18 protein-coding genes and 1 pseudogene are annotated in these 15848 nt (G+C 38.3%); 3 read left to right on the top strand and 16 right to left on the bottom strand.

Features of this window, described 5'->3' with window-relative positions:
• Positions 1-280: 280 nt before the first annotated feature.
• Positions 281-1504, top strand: a complete 1224-nt coding sequence (locus J7I96_RS27065) for an IS110 family RNA-guided transposase (protein WP_053536468.1) — start codon at positions 281-283, stop codon at positions 1502-1504.
• Between the two features lie 266 nt (positions 1505-1770).
• On the opposite strand, the gene J7I96_RS27060 is transcribed toward J7I96_RS27065, so the two are convergent.
• The 11 genes from J7I96_RS27060 to J7I96_RS27010 form a co-directional block, all read right to left on the bottom strand.
• Positions 1771-2046, bottom strand: coding sequence for an adhesin (locus J7I96_RS27060; RefSeq protein ID WP_214924053.1), 276 nt, complete (start codon positions 2044-2046; stop codon positions 1771-1773).
• 23 nt (positions 2047-2069) lie between these two features.
• Positions 2070-2495 carry a protein-tyrosine phosphatase family protein gene (locus J7I96_RS27055; RefSeq protein ID WP_214924051.1) on the bottom strand — a complete coding sequence of 142 codons (426 nt, stop codon included), beginning with the start codon at positions 2493-2495 and terminating at the stop codon, positions 2070-2072.
• A 51-nt stretch (positions 2496-2546) separates the two neighbouring features.
• A complete protein-coding gene (gene arsA, locus J7I96_RS27050; protein WP_214924048.1) occupies positions 2547-4316 on the bottom strand; it encodes an arsenical pump-driving ATPase in 1770 nt (589 codons plus the stop codon).
• A 34-nt stretch (positions 4317-4350) separates the two neighbouring features.
• Positions 4351-4716, bottom strand: a complete 366-nt coding sequence (arsD, locus tag J7I96_RS27045; protein WP_214924046.1) for an arsenite efflux transporter metallochaperone ArsD — start codon at positions 4714-4716, stop codon at positions 4351-4353.
• Between the two features lie 85 nt (positions 4717-4801).
• Positions 4802-5221: an arsenate reductase (thioredoxin) gene (gene arsC, locus J7I96_RS27040; RefSeq protein ID WP_214924044.1), complete on the bottom strand. Its 420-nt coding sequence runs from the start codon at positions 5219-5221 to the stop codon at positions 4802-4804.
• Positions 5222-5255: 34 nt separating this feature from the next.
• A complete protein-coding gene (locus tag J7I96_RS27035; RefSeq protein WP_214924043.1) occupies positions 5256-6554 on the bottom strand; it encodes an arsenic transporter in 1299 nt (432 codons plus the stop codon).
• Positions 6555-6571: 17 nt separating this feature from the next.
• The gene (locus tag J7I96_RS27030) at positions 6572-6919 is read right to left on the bottom strand and encodes an ArsR/SmtB family transcription factor (protein WP_214924041.1); all 348 of its coding nucleotides are present in this window, start codon (positions 6917-6919) and stop codon (positions 6572-6574) included.
• 341 nt (positions 6920-7260) lie between these two features.
• The gene (gene crcB, locus J7I96_RS27025; protein ID WP_214924040.1) at positions 7261-7620 is read right to left on the bottom strand and encodes a fluoride efflux transporter CrcB; all 360 of its coding nucleotides are present in this window, start codon (positions 7618-7620) and stop codon (positions 7261-7263) included.
• Positions 7617-8003 (bottom strand): fluoride efflux transporter CrcB, encoded by a 387-nt coding sequence (gene crcB / locus J7I96_RS27020; protein ID WP_214924036.1) that lies wholly within the window; start codon positions 8001-8003, stop codon positions 7617-7619. Before crcB (J7I96_RS27020) ends, crcB (J7I96_RS27025) begins: the two co-directional genes overlap by 4 nt.
• A 75-nt stretch (positions 8004-8078) precedes the next feature.
• Positions 8079-8498: a universal stress protein gene (locus J7I96_RS27015; protein WP_214924034.1), complete on the bottom strand. Its 420-nt coding sequence runs from the start codon at positions 8496-8498 to the stop codon at positions 8079-8081.
• Between the two features lie 21 nt (positions 8499-8519).
• A complete protein-coding gene (locus tag J7I96_RS27010; protein WP_214924032.1) occupies positions 8520-9983 on the bottom strand; it encodes a SulP family inorganic anion transporter in 1464 nt (487 codons plus the stop codon).
• Positions 9984-10161: 178 nt separating this feature from the next.
• Between J7I96_RS27010 and J7I96_RS27005 the strand changes: the two genes are divergently transcribed.
• A complete protein-coding gene (locus J7I96_RS27005; protein ID WP_214924031.1) occupies positions 10162-10704 on the top strand; it encodes a recombinase family protein in 543 nt (180 codons plus the stop codon).
• A 128-nt stretch (positions 10705-10832) separates the two neighbouring features.
• Here J7I96_RS27005 and J7I96_RS27000 read toward each other — a convergent pair whose 3' ends face one another.
• From J7I96_RS27000 to J7I96_RS26985, 4 genes are all read right to left on the bottom strand, one after another.
• Positions 10833-12209 carry an FAD-dependent oxidoreductase gene (locus J7I96_RS27000; RefSeq protein ID WP_214924029.1) on the bottom strand — a complete coding sequence of 459 codons (1377 nt, stop codon included), beginning with the start codon at positions 12207-12209 and terminating at the stop codon, positions 10833-10835.
• 85 nt (positions 12210-12294) lie between these two features.
• Positions 12295-12750, bottom strand: coding sequence for a MarR family winged helix-turn-helix transcriptional regulator (locus J7I96_RS26995; RefSeq protein WP_214924027.1), 456 nt, complete (start codon positions 12748-12750; stop codon positions 12295-12297).
• A gap of 67 nt (positions 12751-12817) precedes the next feature.
• A complete protein-coding gene (locus J7I96_RS26990) occupies positions 12818-13018 on the bottom strand; it encodes a hypothetical protein (RefSeq protein WP_214924025.1) in 201 nt (66 codons plus the stop codon).
• Between the two features lie 20 nt (positions 13019-13038).
• Positions 13039-13524: an arsinothricin resistance N-acetyltransferase ArsN1 family A gene (locus J7I96_RS26985; protein ID WP_214924023.1), complete on the bottom strand. Its 486-nt coding sequence runs from the start codon at positions 13522-13524 to the stop codon at positions 13039-13041.
• 435 nt (positions 13525-13959) lie between these two features.
• Here J7I96_RS26985 and J7I96_RS28275 point away from each other — a divergent pair, with 435 nt between their 5' ends.
• Positions 13960-14133, top strand: coding sequence for an alpha/beta hydrolase (locus J7I96_RS28275; RefSeq protein WP_251029267.1), 174 nt, complete (start codon positions 13960-13962; stop codon positions 14131-14133).
• A gap of 877 nt (positions 14134-15010) precedes the next feature.
• Here the strand turns inward: J7I96_RS28275 and J7I96_RS26975 are convergent.
• A pseudogene (locus J7I96_RS26975) lies at positions 15011-15770 on the bottom strand (aminoglycoside phosphotransferase family protein).
• Positions 15771-15848 lie beyond the last annotated feature (78 nt).

Genomic DNA, 15848 nt, shown 5'->3' with positions numbered 1-15848 from the left:
ACAGGAATGCTGCCCCGTTAGCCATCCATGAAGCGCAAAAACCAGCGCTTCACCACAGAGAAAGAAAATGGTTCAGAACGGTCAATACTGATTCTACGGCTGGGAGAGGAAGGTCGATGAACTATGGTGCGTTAGAGCCCATCCGTTAGTCTGACTCCAACGACCAAGGTGCACCACTGACTGTCGCTCCCTTACGGGAAGCACACATGGTAGATTAATCCTATTCTGGTTTTTGCACCAGCCTCCAATTGTATTGAGAGCCGTAGAAAGGATGTTTTCAATGGAAGTAGTCATTGAAAGAGCATGTGGTATGGATGTCCATAAGGACAATATTACTGCATGTATTATGACACCAGAAGGAAAGGAGATTCAAACGTTTTCAACAAAAACTGTTTTTCTAATACAGTTAGTGGATTGGATTAAAAAGAATAACTGTACTCATGTTGCCATGGAGAGTACCAGTGTATATTGGAAACCTATTGTTAATTTATTAGAAGCTGAAGAGATTGAGTTTTTAGTTGTGAATGCTCAACATATGAAAGCAGTGCCAGGGCGTAAAACAGATGTTAAAGATGCAGAATGGATTGCCAAACTTCTTCGTCATGGACTCCTAAAAGCTAGTTACATACCAGATCGAAATCAACGGGAACTACGTGAACTAGTTCGGTACCGTAGAAGTATCATTGAAGAACGTGCTAGACAACATAATCGAATCCAAAAAGTGTTAGAAGGCGCAAATATTAAGCTAGGCTCTGTCGTTTCAGACGTTATGGGTGTTTCGGCTCGAGACATGCTTAACGCAATTGCCGAAGGTGAAGAAGATCCTGAAAAACTAGCAAACTTTGCCCGACGCACAATGAAAAAGAAGAAAGATGAACTAGAACTCGCCCTTAAAGGTTATATCAATTCGCATCAACGCCTCATGTTAAAAACCATTTTAAAGCATATTGATTTTTTAACAGAACAAATCGAGATGCTCGACCAAGAGGTCGAGGAAAGAGTAAGCTCCTATCAAGAAGATGTGGAACGATTAGACTCTATTCCTGGTATAGCTACAAGAATGGCTGAGCAAATTTTATCTGAAATTGGGACTGATATTAAGAAACAGTTTCCAAGTGCAGCTCATATGTGTTCTTGGGCAGGACTAGTTCCTGGGCATAACGAAAGTGCGGGAAAAAGAAAATCGGCTAAAACAAAAAAAGGAAACAAGTATTTGAGATCAGCATTAACAGAAGCAGCTCATTCTGTAAGAGGATCTAAAAACTATCTCGGAGCACTGTATAGGCGTACAGCATCACGAAAAGGTAAGAAACGAGCAGGAATAGTAGTCGCTCATGCCATGTTACGTATCTCCTATTATCTCTTAACTCGAAAAGAAATGTATGTAGACTTAGGCGAAGACTACTTTGATAAACAGAGACAACAATCAATTTTTCGGCATTCACTAAGAAGACTTGAAAGTTTAGGATACACAGTTACATTACAAGAACCTGAAGCATCTTAATCCAGTCCACTTACCTACAATAAATCAGTAAATTAGGCGCTCTCCCCTTTTTAAAAAAACAATGAGCTGCGTCTTCTTAAGTATTGCCTTTTCCCCTAAATTCCAGAAGTCTATTTTCATGGTAGTTCATCAAGAAAATCAACAACATCAACAACATCCTTTAACAGAGCCTAATGTTTAAAGAGCAGTATAGATAGTAATCAAAAAGAGGATAATAATCCGAATTTCGGACTAATTATCCTCTTTTAGGAGTCACACTTTAATTCCTAACAACAACTACTACCGCCTAATAATACTAAACCTACACCATCTTGATTTTCTTCTTTGTCTAATGTAAATTCCTCAGTTGAAGCAATTTGAGAATCTACTGCCACTTTAATCCCGTTAATGGTTTGTATAGTATCTTTTTCTTGTGGAGCATCTAAAGATAAGGCCATTTGAGGTCCACAACAACCAGCAACAGAAGTAAGACGAATCCCTTCTGCACCTTTTTCATTTAAAACATTTTCTAAAAGTTGTTTTGCAGCATCTGTAATTTTCATGTTAAATCCTCTCCATTTCTTTCCTATGCATTAGGAAATATTCTTTTTAATGCTTCCTTCATTTCTGGTTTCACCTTAATTTTAGGACGTGCAGACTTAGCCATTTCCTCTGCTTCTTCAATCGTATTCGCCTTACCTAAAGTCAACAAGGTTCCAACCGCAACGGTTCCTGTGCGATTGCTTCCTCCCGCACAATGAAAATACACATTCTTTCCTTCATTATATGCTTTTACGACATGAGCAATCGAATTTTTAATAGATTCATCTTGGTGTGTAGCATCATCTACAATGGGACTATGCATGCGGCTATACTCCGTATCGTCAGGCGCTTCTGCACGCAAATCAAAAATAATATCGGCTTTCTCATTTTCCATGATGTCTTTCACATCATCTGCGCCACCGATGAAAATGCGATCTTTAATTAATTCATGGTAAGTCTTTGTGGTCATTATATCCATCCTCCAATTTAAATGACTTACTCTAGTCAGAGGTACAATCAATTAGTTACTGTAATCTTTCAGCTTTTCATACCCAACCTTTTCTTCATGCATCCAAGGGATGATTACACATTTCTCAGATGACTTTTCCTTAACTTCATGAATCCATTCTTTTTCTGCCATTGCCTTCCCGCTTAATACAGGGTCTGCCGTATTAGTAGCATATAGACTCTGATTAATTACCCACCACTGTGGGTTGATATTTGCCCTTCTTAAATCATCTTGTAATCGGGATGCTTCTAACACGGGTGTGGCTTCGGCAAGTGTGACGATCACGACGGAAGTTTCTTCTGCATTCCTAATTTGAGGAAGTATTTTTTTTACACTCTCAGGGACTTCACCCGTTGACTTGGCAATCTCTTTACTATAAGACTGTGCAGCATCCAACAATAACAACGTGTGACCCGTTGGAGCTGTATCAATGACGACTATTTCATTTTCTGATTTAGCGACCACTTCAGCGAAGGCTCGGAATACGGCTATTTCCTCTGTACAAGGGGAATTAAGATCTTCCTCTAAATAAGCAAGTCCTTCTTCATCTAAATCTTGGCCAGCGTTCTTTATGACATCTGCTTTGTATTTTTCGACTTCTTCTTTTGGATTAATGCTGCTAATCGTTAAGTTTTGATTAAATTGAACATTTTCGAATTGGTAATTCAAGTGTCCCGCAGGATCGGTTGTCGTTAAGTGCACACAGTGCCCCTTCTCAACTAAACCAACAGCAATCGCTGAAGCAATCGTTGTTTTCCCCACTCCACCTTTCCCCATTGTGAAAATAAGCTTTGTATTATTTGTTGAGAAATCAGTGATCATTTCATTCAATCTTGGAAGATTCGCTGTTTCATCGTCATATGTCACCATCTTTGATGGAATCGTGTACTGTTTAAATAAATATCGTAAATTGTCTATCCCTGTTAAGGAAAAAGAAACAAACGGTAACGAATAAACAGCAACCTGTTTTAAATGTTCTGGTATGTGCTGTAATGCGTTTCTTTGGCGATGATAAAAGGCGGATGACACTTCATCTTCTTCAAGGTGTGTCTGAAGAAGCCCATTCACGATAAGTATTTGGTTTTTCACGCCAATCTCTTTGAGTTCATTGGATGCACGGTCTGCTTCTAATAAGGATGAGGCGTCAGGTCTTGTTACCAGGATTAATGTGGTTTTACTTGGATTGGAAAGGACCTCCACGGTTTTAGAATAAAGGTCTTTTTTCTCCGCCAACCCTGACAAAGGACCTAAGCATGACGCACCGTGTGTGCTTTCCTCCAGGAATCCACTCCATGCCGTCGGAAGCTGTAAAAGCCTTAGCGTATGCCCAGTTGGAGCCGTGTCAAAGATAATATGGTCAAACTGATTGACTATGTCAACATTGGTTAGCACGTTCGAAAATTCATCAAATGCGGCAATCTCCACCGTACAAGCTCCTGATAATTGTTCTTCCATGGTGGCAACGACGGAATCAGGTAGCTTCCCTTTATATGGACCAACCACTTTGTCACGATACGCCCTCGCTGATGCCTCAGGATCTAAATTACTGGCAAATAAATTATCAACACCTGGTACGGCTATGGGTGTATTGGTTAGACTGATCCCAAATACGTCTTGTAAGTTGGAAGCTGGGTCTGTGCTGATGAGCAATACCTTTTTCCCACTATCGGCTAATGCAACAGCAGCGGCACTGGCAGTCGATGTTTTTCCTACCCCACCTTTTCCCGTTAAAAATAAAAAGGGTGTTTGAATGACATTCTTCGGATTGAAAGATTGAAACACGCTTTTTCCCCTTCTTTCTTTCTTTCTTTCTATCTTATTTCAGTTGATTTAAATCAATGGAAAGACGAGCTTTTGGCTTTTCATTTAACTCTTCAGGTTTTACTTCAAACCATTTCCCAAACTCTTCGTTCGTTGGATAACTTCCCTCTTTCACAATCTGATTATTGACTAAAATAATTGGCAAGACGTCAGGTCCTTTTTCATGTAAAGCTTTATTAATCTCAGGGTTGTCTACGAACTTAGCAGGATCATTGGTTAATTGATAACGTTTGATATCGAACCCTTTTTTCTCCAAAGAATAAACAGCAGATGCAACTCTTGTTAATTCAGGATCAACACTCGGTCCACATACGCCAGTTGAACAGCACATAGCAGGATCAAAGATTTCCACTTTCATCATTTGTTCTCTCCCCTTCATATATAATCATTTACTTATGCTATTGATAAAACGAAAGCCGAGTGATTACTCGGCTTTTCAGTTTTATTTATACGCCCGTTTTAGAGAAACGTTCAATTCTTTCTCCGATTTCATCACGAACACGTTGGAAGGTCGCCCATTTTTCTTCATCGGTCCCTTCCGCTTTTGCTGGGTCATCAAAGCCCCAATGTTCACGTCTCACATGCGATGGCGTCATTGGGCATTTGTCTGCCGCATCGCCACATAGCGTGACCACAAAATCGGCCTTATTTAAAATGTCAGGGTCAATGATATCGGAAGTTTGATTGGTAATATCCATTCCAACCTCGTTCATCGCTTTAACAGCATTCGGATTCAAGCCATGTGCTTCAATTCCTGCACTTAGCACTTGCCATTCGTCTCCTAGATATTTCTTACCCCATGCTTCAGCCATCTGACTTCTGCAAGAATTACCTGTACATAAGAAGTAAAGTGTTTTTTTCGCCATGTTGTTTCTCTCCTTTATGAGTAAAATGATGTATTTAGTGAATAATGAGCAACCATATATACAAGCCAACTAATGTGATGAACAATGTTGGGATGGTTAAGATGATACCCGTTTTAAAGTAGGTTCCCCATGTGATCTTCACGCCTTTTAATGAAAGGACATGCAGCCATAATAATGTTGCCAAAGAACCAATCGGTGTAATTTTCGGGCCCAAGTCCGAACCAATGACATTAGCATAAATCAGGGCTTCCCTAATCGCCCCCGTTGTATTCGTATCGGAAATGGCAAGAGCGTCTATCATGACCGTCGGCATGTTATTCATAAGCGATGAGAGGATAGCTGCGATGAAGCCCATTCCGACAGTAGCAGCGAATAATCCTTGATCAGCAGTTAATTGTATAAGGTCGGCTAAAATATTCGTCAATCCAACGTTTCTCAATCCATACACCACGACATACATTCCAATGGAGAAGAACACAATCGCCCATGGTGCGCCTTTTACAACGGTCTTGGTATTTACAGCTGGACTCCGTCTTGCCATAAACAAGAAGAAAATGGCGATAACACCTGCAATGATAGATACAGGAATGTTGAAATATTCACTGATAAAATAGCCAACCAGCAGAACACCTAAAACAATCCCAGACAGGCGAAACATTTTCACATCCCGAATGGCATCGACTGGCTTCTTCAATTGAGCCATATCATAATTCTTCGGAATGCTCTTTCTGAAGTACAAATATAATACCAGGATGCTTGCTGCTAATGAAAACAGGTTGGGAACGATCATTCTAGAGGCGAACTCAATAAACCCGATATCAAAAAAGTCCGCAGAAACAATGTTGACCAGATTACTTACGACAAGCGGTAAGGATGTAGTGTCCGCGATAAACCCACTCGCGATGATAAATGGGAAGATCATTCTCTCTTCCAACTTCAAGTTTCGAACCATCGCCAATACAATCGGAGTTAAGATGAGCGCGGCTCCGTCATTGGCGAAAAACGCAGCGACTAGAGCTCCGAGAATACTCACATACACAAACATCCTTACTCCATTTCCCTTGGCCGCTCTAGCCATATGTAGAGCTGCCCATTCAAAGAAACCAATTTCATCTAAAATCAAAGAAATAATGATAATAGCAATGAACGCCAACGTCGCGTTCCATACAATACCTGTAACGGCAATTACATCATTGAAGTCAACAACCCCAACGAGTAAGGCAAGTAACGCCCCCCCGCATGCTGACCAGCCGATTGACAATCCCTTGGGTTGCCAGATGACGAATGTCAACGTCAGCAAAAAGATGATACTAGCTAATATAACTGTACCCACTTATGTTCTCCTCCTCGTTAGTCACAACAAATTCGTTTTCCTTGTGCTGTTAATTCTTCTACTTTAAATGTTTGACTTGGCAAGTCCTTGATAACCGTTTGAATAAATGAGTAATACGAGGATGATTGATTTAACGAGTAAAATATCCATTGTCCCCTTCTCGCTTCATTCACAATTCCGCTATCCTTCAACTTTCGTAAATGTTGGCTAATAGCAGGTTGGCTCATATCAAACAGGTCTACAAATTCACAGACACAACATTCATGTTCAGACATAATTTTTACCATCGTCAAACGTGTTTTATCACCTAAAAGTTTAAGAACGTTTGCCGTAGCTTCTATATCCAACGCTTCATTCGTTTGCATGTTATCCCTCCACAACTAATCTTTAAATAATTATATACTTATATAAAAAGTAAGATAGTCCTTAATTCGGTTCTTTCCCTAGTCATTATATAAGCATATTCTTATATAGTCAAGTAATCAAATTTTTTACATATCACTTGATTAAAAGTTTTTCGGCTAGATTAAAGAAGGACAAATCGGATGAAATTTCATAAACAAATATTCATCGCCAATCTTTACTACCGATTTATCCGTCTTGCCTTATAACTGTATGGAGCATTTTGTATTCTTTACTCTACAATTATTCCATACATTAATCCTCCCCATACATTAACCATTATCCTTTGAACCAGATTTTTAAATTAAATAATCAGACCTATTGTTGCTGAAACAGCCCCAATAATGACTGATGATGTTACATATCCTATTGCTAATTTTATTTTATTCGATTGTATTAACGTAATTGTTTCGTATCCGAAAGTAGAAAATGTAGTATATGCACCACAAAAACCAATTCCTCCGAAAAACCATACCCAATCACTGATTTGACTGTTTAAATGAAGATTAGCAATGACACCTAGAAAAAAGGATCCTGTTATGTTAATCACCCAAGTACCCAATGGAAATGGATGTATTTTTTTAGCTCTATTATTAATGAAACTTCCTAATAAAAATCTAGCGGCAGCACCTAAAGAACCACCTATCCCGATTAGCCAGATCATACTGGGTCACCTTCTTCTTCTTTTGGTAATGCAAATTGGCAACCTAAATAAGCCAATAATAATCCTAATAATGTGGTAGATAGTATGTAAAGCAGGGCTAAAAGAACATGACCATCTTGGAATAAGTGTATCGACTCAACAGAAAATGTTGAAAATGTCGTAAATGAACCGATAAATCCTGTCCCGATAACGAATGTAAATTCTGGTCTTATTTTTTTTCTATGGCTTACAGATGTTATAAACCACCCAAGAAATAAACACCCAACGAGATTTATTACTAAAGTACCCAAAGGGAAACCCTTATATGTAGGTATCCATATTCCAAATCCATACCTACATAAAGTGCCTAAAAAACCGCCAAGCATAACTAATAATAATTTCACAATATCACCTTTAATAGAGGAGTACTTCCTATTTCATTTTTTCCCGAAGATAATCACTCAGTCTAGACCACAGTTCTACTTCACTATAAGAACGGGGCACTTAACCCTTTTCACCACTTTATGACTTACACTTCCCAATACCATCTCTTGTAATGAATTTAGTCCTCGGCTACCTATAATCACTAAATCAAACTTCTCTTTATTGGCATATTCGACAATGGATGGACCTGGTTCTCCTCGTAAAACCTTAAAAGTGTAAGGCACATTATTGGTTTCCAACCGTTCTTCAATAGGCAAAAGTTTCTTTCGGCGGGAAAGTTCTAATTCTTCTTTTCCATAGGAATGAAGAACTTCTTCCTTTGCTTTAGAAAAGTCAACTACATAAACCAATTCAATGGTACAATTTTCAATCAAAGAAGCAATCTTAACTGCTTCTTCCGTTGCCCGCAACGAATGTTCCGACCCATCGACCGCTAATAAGATGTTTCTATACATATTTTTGCTCCTTTTCATAAGTTAATGTGATGATAATTTAGGATTGGTTTGATTATATATAGCTAACTTTTCCACTAATCTTTTACTAGCAGAATCTAACCCTTTAATGGTTACATTATTATTATTTTCACGGTATTTTAAGACCACTTTATCGATGGCTCCTACGGCTGAATCATCCCAAATATGTGCCTCTGAAAAATCAATGATGATATTTTTATGTTTAACAGCAAAATCAAATGACTCAACAAACCCTTCAACAGATGCAAAAAACAATTGACCTTCTATCTCAAAAATTTTATCTGAATCATTAAGTCGCTCTTTTACTTTTATGGTTGAAATTTTTGCAACAAAGAATATGGCGCTTAAAATAACCCCTGCAATAACGCCTTTTGACAGGTCATGCGTTGCAACTACGATTATGACGGTTACCAACATGACTACGGCATCACTCTTTGGTGCTTTTACTAAATAGGTAAACGAAGACCAGTCGAATGTTCCAATAGACACCATAATCATGATACCGACGAGAACGGGCATTGGAATTTGTACAACTAGATCTCCCAAAACAATAATTAAAAAGATTAAAAACAAGCCAGCAGTAAGGGTAGAAAGTCTTCCACGCCCGCCTGATTTCACGTTGATTACAGATTGTCCAATCATGGCACAACCCGCCATACCTCCAAAAAATCCAGTAATGATATTGGCAATCCCTTGTCCTCTGGATTCTTTGTTCTTTTTACTTTCCGTTCCTGTCATATCATCAACGATGGATGCTGTTAATAAGGACTCTAATAAGCCCACAATAGCTAACGCGATTGAGTAAGGAAAGATAATTTTTAGGGTTTCAAAAGAAAATGGTACGTCAGGAATGAAAAAAGAGGGCAATGATTGTGTGATCGTACCTAAGTCTCCAACTGTTCGTAATTCCGCACCTGAAAAGATTGAAATAGTTGTTAAAACAATAATGGCTATCAATGGTGCAGGAATCGATTTAATAAACCTCGGAAATACATAGACAATTACCAACGTAATGGCTACGAAAATGTATGTTAGCGAGGATATGCCAAGAAAATGCGGGACTTGAGCCATAAAGATAAGAATGGCTAATGAATTGACAAAGCCAATCATAACAGCCCTTGGAATAAATTTCATGAACCTTGCTATTTTAAATACTCCGAAAATCACCTGGATAACACCTGTTAATATCGTTGCTGCCAATAAGTAATTCAATCCGTGTTCCTTCACCAATGGAACCATTAGTAATGCCATGGCACCTGTTGCAGCTGAAATCATTCCTGGGCGTCCACCTACAAAAGCAATAATCACAGCAATACAAAATGATGCATATAATCCGATCATTGGATCTACCCCAGCAATGATGGAAAAGGCGATTGCCTCTGGTATTAATGCTAAAGCAACAACAATCCCCGCCAGGATATCTGCTCTAACATTAGAAAACCATTCTTGTTTTATTTTTTCTACCACTTCTATACACCTCATGTCTTTTTATTTTCTCACTCATACTGTTTACAAGTTGAATTCAAATTTAATAAACCTAGTCTAACATCAACTTTCCCAAAATGGAACCTTTTTAGGACTTTTTTAAAACGGATAAATATTATGGTATGATGAAAGAAACGTAGAACAGTAAGGGAGAGTCTTAATGTTAATTGGATATATAAGACCAAATGAAGATGACCTTGATTGTAATATTCAACGAAATATTTTAATGAAATTACATTGTGAAACAATCGTATCTGAGGAACATTCATCCGCTAAAAGAAGAACACAACTTGATAATATGATGAACACCCTCGATCGAGGAGATAAAATAGTCGTGACAAATCTATTTGCTTTGGCAGACTCTACACGGCATTTAGTTGAATTATTAGAAATAATTAATGATAAAGGAGCTTTTCTACACTCACTTAAAGAGGAGATTGACACACATCATCATTCTGGATATCCATTTTATGATATCGTCAAACACCTTTTAGAATTTCAAAGTGATGTGATCAGCGAAAAAACCAAAAAAGGATTATCCGAGGCAAAACAAAAGGGAATTACAACAGGTCGACCTAGAAAACCCGATGAAAATGTAAAGCGTGCCATTATTATGTACCAAAGTAAAAAGTATAGTCTAGCTGAAATTAAAAACGAAACAGGGATTAGTAAATCCACCTTATATAGATACTTAGAAAATTAATTTTGTTATCAACGTTTTAATGATAATATGACAATTCAAATATGGATAAAGTGACACTGCGATTAATCATGTTTTTCATTTCCTTTTGTATAAGAAAGGACCAGTCTGCATTAGACTGGTCTTCTGTTTTATTCGCAACAAGAATTATTTTTGATCTCCAATCTCGCTAGAAATGGTTTGCCACAGCAAGAACCATCCTGCGTTTCATTTGCAGGAAGATCAGAATCGCAGGAATTAGATGCAAGATTCACACTGCAAACTCCTGTTTCAGGGAGCTCCAAGTGTACTTCTTTTGCTCCCTCGACATCGCCAGTCAGATAAGCCACCACGGAACGGACTTGTTCATAGCCTGTCGCCAGTAAGAAGGTAGGTGCTCTTCCATAACTCTTCATGCCAACAATATAGAAGTTCTTTTCAGGATGTCGTAGTTCTTGTTCACCATGCGGCCGCACCGTTCCACAGCTATGAATATTGGGATCAATGAGCGGAGCAAGAGCTTCAATGCTTTCCACAGATGAATCAAGGTTTATCCTTACTTCATTTAAAAAGGATGTATCGGGTCTAAAACCCGTACTCACAACGATTTCATCGATATCACCGAGTGTAAATTCTTCCCCGTCTAACTCTCCCACCACAGTGATTTGACCATTTGATGGATACACTCCGTTAATATGGAAGGGGGTTAGAATATGGATTCGTCCAGACTCCACTAATTCCTGAATTCTTATGCCAAGTTCTCCACGAGCCGCCAACCCGTCGTTTTCTTGTCCGCCGTACACTTCATGGATCTGTTTTTTACGAAGAACCCAGTAGATCTTTGTATCCGTAAATTTTTGCTGTAAAGGGGCCAGATCCAATAGAGCATTTATGGCAGAATGGCCACTTCCGATCACCACGGTGGTTTTATTTTGGTATCTGTTTTCCAGTTTTTCGACGTTAGGAATGCCATAGTGGATTTGATTGTGTAATTGTCTTTCGGCATTCGTCCAGATACCATTTGAAAGGATTGGATTTGGATTGGCCCAAGTGCCTGATGAATCAAGGACAGCTTTCGCTTCAATGACTGTTGTGTCACCATTCACTTCAACATAGAGTTGAAAGGGAACCGTGTCCCGTTTTCCTGTTTTTAATTTATCGTGAGCCTTTTTGGCAACACCGACTACTTTTGCTTGTAAGATGATCTGATCTTTTATTTCTGGAAGGTTACTCAACGGAAGAAGGTACTCTTCTACCAGTTTGCGACCTGTCGGCAAAGCTTCTTCGTTGGGTGAAGACCAACCAGCGTTCTCCAGTAATTCCTTTGCTACTTTATCGATGTTATACTGCCACGGAGAAAACATTCGAACATGTCCCCACTCCAGCATGCTCGAACCAACCGAGTCGCCTGCTTCCAATACGATAAACTTCTCCCCTTTTTTTAGTAAATGAGCGGCTGCGGCCAGCCCCACAGGACCACCACCTATAATTGCTACGGGTAATGCATTTTTATCAAATTGAACCATCATTGTTCCCTCCTATAATTTTTACAGTTTTTCATGAATCGTTCCCCGTAAATAAGTTGTAACTTGCAAGTATTGTCAAAAAATTATACTACCCCCAAGGAGTAGTACAACATACGGAAGACTTCAGCATTCGATCATTAAGCAATTTCAGAGAACGCACGACTGATTCCTTTTCAAACTCATTCATCGTCTTGAAGATCTCATTCAAGTAATCATTCATTTGCTGATCGATTAATTGATTGACCTTCATTCCTTCATCGGTCAGAGAAAGAATAGAAATTCTCCGATCTTCAGCATCTTGTGTTTTTGTGACCAAATTCAATTTTATTAAGGATTGGATTTGTCGGCTGAACGTCGTAATGTCCGTCCCCAGTGTTTCTGCAATTTGCTGGATGGAAGAGTTGTTTTGTCGGTTTATTTCATACAGGATATGGCTTTGAACGAGGGAAATTTCAATTCCATCTGCACTGCAGCAATTTTTATTCAATAATCCAAAACGTCTAGTTAAGAGTTGGAAGAGACCTCTAAGGTTTTCATTTTCCATTACTTTCACCTCACTTTATTTATACGCTAATTATTTGCATTTTGCAACTAATTGATTCAATTATTTTTTATTTATCCTTCAGCTTGTTAAAAGCCGTCATGAAATTCAGGTGAGTTTGCTCGCCGTAATAGCACGCTTCTCCTTTAAAAAAGTTTGTTTCGATGAATTCTTTTGCCTTTTCCAACCCTGGTTCACGAGAAGTTAAAACCAGTTTGAAATAGGCATCAAAATAACCAACAGACAATACGCTTGAATGGTTAACAGGCATAATCCATACCCCCTAAATGTTTAAAGTAATTTCTCCATAGCTATCACATCGACAAATTCCCCGTCTAAAATTCCCTGGTTCTTAAACACTCCTACTTCGCGATACCCCCGTTTTTTGTACAATCCTTGACCCATCTGGTTAAAGGGAAAAGTGAATAACACAATTTTATTGAAGTCATTTTCTTTTGCGAGCTTTTCGATGGATTGCAGCAATAAACCGCCAATCCCTTTTCCTCGATAATCTCTTGAGATATAAACGGATAAATCGGCAACCCCTTTATAAGCATCGCGGCTGTTATATTGATTCAAGGAAGCCCATCCAACAATTTCCCCTTCTTGCTCAGCGACAATTACCTTAAAGCGTCCGATGTGTTTGGCGAACCACTCCTCCATGTAGGCTTGATCCTTCAGTTCCGTTTCTAACGTGGCAATTCTATCCTCAATCCCTTGATTGTAAATTTCTTTGATGGAATCTATGTCCGTTTCCATCGCTTCACGAATGACCATACCTTTCCCCCTTCTCCTTTCGCTTGAAAACGCAAATTATTCAATTCCAATATTCTATATCCAATTTATAACACCAAAACTTGCAAGTTGCAAGTACTGTTTATAACTTTCCCATTTTGAATTTGAAATAAATCTTGTACTAACTGTTTATTTTAAAATCCATGACAAGGAATCATTTCCATCATGTCTTTCACATCATCTTCGCCACCATGAAAATGCAATTTCTAATTAATCAAAATTTGCACCAGTTAATGTGTGTAGTCTTTAAATCAGATGTTAATAATATGTAAATTATCTAGTTGCTTAGGAAAATAATATGTGTTGATTGTTATATTTTTAATATCGAATATCGATATTGAAAATCCATACCGTGATTTTTATTCTTCGGAGGTGATGTGAGGCAGAGACTAAATTTATGATAGAAGGAGAAAAAACATGAAAAAATCAGTAACGTTTAAAAATGGTAATTTAAAGATTGCAGGGAACCTTTATTTACCTGGGGGATTTGATGAAAATACAAAATATCCTGCAGTTGTCACTGTACATCCTGGTGGAGGCGTAAAAGAACAGACTGAGGGATTATATGTGGAAAACAACAAGCCAATTTAGCACCTACCTGACTCAACCGAAGCTATTGATTGTAGGAACCGAGGCGGACACACGCGCTTTCAGCGAACATTTCTAGGCATTGTCGAATGGGCCAATGGAATTGTTCTGGGTTGAGGGTGCAACGCATATGACTATGTATGATATCCCAGAATATGTAGGTCAAGCTGTAACTAAGTTAACAGAGTTCTTTGGCAATAATCTATAAGAATTAGGAAAGCAGTATTCAACGCGTTTTTTTTAATATACAGATATTTGTTTTCGTTAAGAATAGGGCAGTTTTCCAAGATATTTAGGAAAACGGCTTTATTTTGTTCCAAATAAGAAACTGAATAACATTTGAATTTAAAATTGTACAGTGTAATAATAATTGCATTTATGTTGCATTGGGAAATTTTTGTTTATTGTTATTAAACTAACCTGCCCCGTTAGTTGCATAAAGAAAAAGCTGCCTTCAAGACAGCTCTGATCTTCAGCTAACGCACCCGTTAGCCATCCATGAAGCGCAAAAATCAGTGCTTCACCACAGAGAATGAAAATTGGTCTCTATGTCGATAATGTTTTAATGGCTGGCGAAGAAGGTCGTTGAACAATAGTGCCTTTGAGCCCATCCGTTAGTCTGACTCCAACGACCACGGTGTACCACCGACTGTCGCGCCCTTTATGGGTAGCACTCACGGGAGATTAATCCTTTTTTTGTCGTCGCGCTAGCCTCTACTTAATATGCTATGATTGGAGGTTTTTGTTTAACCATTGACCAAACTCAATCAGATTACTCATAAGGCTCAGCCTTTTTTTAAAAAGCGTTTTTACTGGGTTTATTTTGTTACTAGATTTTGAACTTTTTTAATTTTCATGGGAGTTCAATAAAAACCTTACCTTAAATCCACTCTTTTCCATGTTCACGATGCCCTTCATCTACCATCTTTTGAAAAGCAATGTCACCTTCACTGGATTTTCTTGTAATTGTTTTACATACCCCTTCTAATCGTAGCAATACCATTTCCAAATAATCTTCTTCTAATCCCTTACCGTAAGATTCAAAAAACAATCTAACTCTTCGTTTTATATGGTTAGCATGCTGTAATGAATTATAATTAACTTTCTCACCTGTTTCAGAAAGATAAAATCTACTTAAGGGGACGCAAGTATAAAGAGTATAAGCTATGTCCCAAAGTCTTGGACCAGGTCCAGCAACATCAAAATCAATAATGCCTATTGGTCTTTCATAATTAAAAATAATGTTGTATATTGCAAAATCGTTATGACATAGTACCTCAATTGGTTGGGGGGTGTTATCTATCGATTCCCAGCTATCATCAAGTGAAAAATCACTCACAGAATCATGATAAAGACGGAGCATTTTCCCTATTTCTATTAAGACATTCATCAGACCACATGTATTCTTTTAAAGGATAATTACCAGCTTCTCCTTCAATAAATGATAATATCTCTCTTCCTTTTTCATCAATACCTAAAAACTTTGGTGCATAGCTGAAACCTTTGTTCTCCAAATGCTGTAACAGCCTATGAATTTTGGGGCTATCTGGCTTTAATTCTCGTCGCACAGTATCTCCCGAACGATAAACGTTAGAGACATTCCCTCCTGTTAGCATTTCTTCGTTTTCATGGTTTGACATCTAAATACCCCTCCCTATTTTTATCTTCACTCTTTTGAACACCCCATAAATCAATCATTCCTTTTGATATTTCACCAC

The sequence above is a fragment of the Bacillus sp. ISL-78 genome (assembly GCF_018613455.1).
Lineage (GTDB): Bacteria > Bacillota > Bacilli > Bacillales > DSM-1321 > Peribacillus > Peribacillus frigoritolerans.
Note: the sequence above shows the minus strand (reverse complement) of the source record. Positions and strands in the feature narration are given on the sequence as shown.

What these genes read in the sequence shown, in the direction of transcription:
- J7I96_RS27065 (WP_053536468.1), top strand. Translation starts at nt 281, where the DNA reads ATGGAAGTAGTCATTGAAAGAGCATGTGGTATGGATGTCCATAAGGAC.
- J7I96_RS27060 (WP_214924053.1), bottom strand. Translation starts at nt 2,046, where the DNA reads ATGAAAATTACAGATGCTGCAAAACAACTTTTAGAAAATGTTTTAAAT.
- J7I96_RS27055 (WP_214924051.1), bottom strand. Translation starts at nt 2,495, where the DNA reads ATGACCACAAAGACTTACCATGAATTAATTAAAGATCGCATTTTCATC.
- arsD (WP_214924046.1), bottom strand. Translation starts at nt 4,716, where the DNA reads ATGATGAAAGTGGAAATCTTTGATCCTGCTATGTGCTGTTCAACTGGC.
- arsC (WP_214924044.1), bottom strand. Translation starts at nt 5,221, where the DNA reads ATGGCGAAAAAAACACTTTACTTCTTATGTACAGGTAATTCTTGCAGA.
- J7I96_RS27030 (WP_214924041.1), bottom strand. Translation starts at nt 6,919, where the DNA reads ATGCAAACGAATGAAGCGTTGGATATAGAAGCTACGGCAAACGTTCTT.
- crcB (WP_214924040.1), bottom strand. Translation starts at nt 7,620, where the DNA reads ATGATCTGGCTAATCGGGATAGGTGGTTCTTTAGGTGCTGCCGCTAGA.
- J7I96_RS27015 (WP_214924034.1), bottom strand. Translation starts at nt 8,498, where the DNA reads ATGTATAGAAACATCTTATTAGCGGTCGATGGGTCGGAACATTCGTTG.
- J7I96_RS27005 (WP_214924031.1), top strand. Translation starts at nt 10,162, where the DNA reads ATGTTAATTGGATATATAAGACCAAATGAAGATGACCTTGATTGTAAT.
- J7I96_RS27000 (WP_214924029.1), bottom strand. Translation starts at nt 12,209, where the DNA reads ATGATGGTTCAATTTGATAAAAATGCATTACCCGTAGCAATTATAGGT.
- J7I96_RS26995 (WP_214924027.1), bottom strand. Translation starts at nt 12,750, where the DNA reads ATGGAAAATGAAAACCTTAGAGGTCTCTTCCAACTCTTAACTAGACGT.
- J7I96_RS26990 (WP_214924025.1), bottom strand. Translation starts at nt 13,018, where the DNA reads ATGCCTGTTAACCATTCAAGCGTATTGTCTGTTGGTTATTTTGATGCC.
- J7I96_RS26985 (WP_214924023.1), bottom strand. Translation starts at nt 13,524, where the DNA reads ATGGTCATTCGTGAAGCGATGGAAACGGACATAGATTCCATCAAAGAA.
- J7I96_RS28275 (WP_251029267.1), top strand. Translation starts at nt 13,960, where the DNA reads ATGAAAAAATCAGTAACGTTTAAAAATGGTAATTTAAAGATTGCAGGG.